The organism is Haliscomenobacter sp., assembly GCF_040403615.1.
Classification (GTDB): domain Bacteria; phylum Bacteroidota; class Bacteroidia; order Chitinophagales; family Saprospiraceae; genus Haliscomenobacter.
In genome coordinates this window covers 1-1,809 of record NZ_JBBAKG010000198.1, presented here as the reverse complement: position 1 = coordinate 1,809, position 1,809 = coordinate 1, and the positions used below count along the sequence as shown (strand labels likewise).

Here is a 1,809-nt window from a genome sequence, read left to right as displayed (position 1 = left end):
GTAAACAAGGTATCCCTTTTGTCCGCTTTGTCATCCCCATTGGTATCACTCAACAGAAATACATAAGGGCTGCAAGAAATGATCGCCTGATTGTCGACGGCCCAAATACCCAATGCGGCATTGACATCAATACCCTGGTAGAAAACCGTACTTTTGTCCGCTTTGGCGTCGCCGTCGGTGTCTTCTAGAATGAGAATGCGGTCGCCTTCTTGGCGTTCAGGATTTTCGGGGTTGTGGGTATTGCGGTAATTCAAGGCTTCACAAACCCAGACTCTGCCCCGCTCATCAACATGAAGATTGGTAGGATTCATCAGCATGGGTTCGGAGGCGAAGAGGCTTACTTCGCAGCCTTCGGCTACTTCCATGCCGTACACCGCGTTTTGGCTGAGTCTTTTGGCGGGTTCTTCCAGTTTGTCAAAGTCAACTTGAGGCTTTTGCGGCCCACAGGCCGCCAACAGCACCAGTAAAGTGCAGCAGCGTTTAATGTTTTTCATTTGCGATCCAGCGTTAATAGGTTAATTTACTGATGGTTTTATCTATCAGCAAACTAGCAAATTATCTGGCTTTGAATCCAATTTTTTGCCGATTGAAGGCAAAAGTACTCTTGTCCAATTTGAAGGATTCCAAATCATCCAGCGTAAGCAAGTTATTGGGAACCTCGCCTCGATCTTCAACAGGTATAGCCGCCAAGCGTAAATTCTGATTCTTAATGGCTTCATTGACCACATTCCGCACGGTACGGGCATTGCCAAAGTATTTGTCTCGGCAATCGTACAGGAATGCAAGGTAGGTCTTGAGGTATTCCTCCGCTTCTGGAGACGGCACCAGGCCACTTTCGTCCAACATGTGCATGGCAATTTGCAGCAATTCATTGGGGAGGTAATCCTCAAAGCGCAGCATTTTGTCAAAACGGCTGTTCAAGCCCGGGTTGGCTTTGAGGAAGATCTCCATGTTGTCGGTATAACCAGCCACAAAAACGAAGAACCGGCCCCGCATGTCTTCCATGCGTTTCAACAAGGTCTGAATGGCTTCGTCGCCAAAGTCACCGTGTGCCCCACCAGTTTTGGCGGTCAGCGAATAGGCTTCATCGATGAACAGTACGCCACCGATGGCCTCCTCAATTTTTTCATTGGTTTTGATGGCCGTTTGTCCAACAAATCCGGCTACCAGCCCTTGTCGATCCGTTTCCACCATATGACCGCGCTCCAACATGCCCAAGGCTTTGTAGATCTTGGTCAAAATTCGGGCCACCGTGGTTTTGCCCGTTCCGGGATTGCCAATCAGCACGGTATGCAGGTAAAAACTATTGAGTACATCTTTGCCCGTCTCGCGGTAAAAACGCACCAGCCGCACCATTTCATGGATCTGCGCTTTGATTTTGTCCATCCCAATCAAGCGATTCAGCTCATCAACGGATTCTCGCAGTTGGGCTTCATCGATCGGGATATTGGGCAGCGGCTTCAGGTTTTTAAGGTCTATGGCCATGATATCGGCCAACTCCATAATTTCCAGATTTTCGCGAGAGAGCAAGCGAGGATCTTCGTTGCGCATGACGCGCAATCCCAGGTTGATTTTTCCTTTTTCAATCAAATCATTGACAAAGCGGGCATTCCCGAAAGTACGGTCGCGCTTGCGATATGCATCGATGATCAGTTCGTCGATTTTTTTCTCGGCCAATTCACTCAGTTTCACCCCTTTTTGCTTGCAAACAAACCGGGCTATTTGCGACAATTCCTGTGGAAGGTAATCGGAAAACTCAAAATTGAACTTGAAACGGGATTTTAAACCCGGGTTTGAATCCAGAAAATG

General features: G+C 48.1%; 2 protein-coding genes. Both read right to left on the bottom strand.

From position 1 onward, the window contains the following. Window positions 1-494: DUF7133 domain-containing protein (locus tag ABW391_RS28500; protein ID WP_502916363.1), on the bottom strand; the 494-nt coding region annotated here is incomplete at its 3' end. A 61-nt stretch (window positions 495-555) separates the two neighbouring features. Beyond that, the coding region (locus tag ABW391_RS28495) for an AAA family ATPase (RefSeq protein ID WP_353485305.1) at window positions 556-1,809 on the bottom strand (1,254 nt) is incomplete at its 5' end.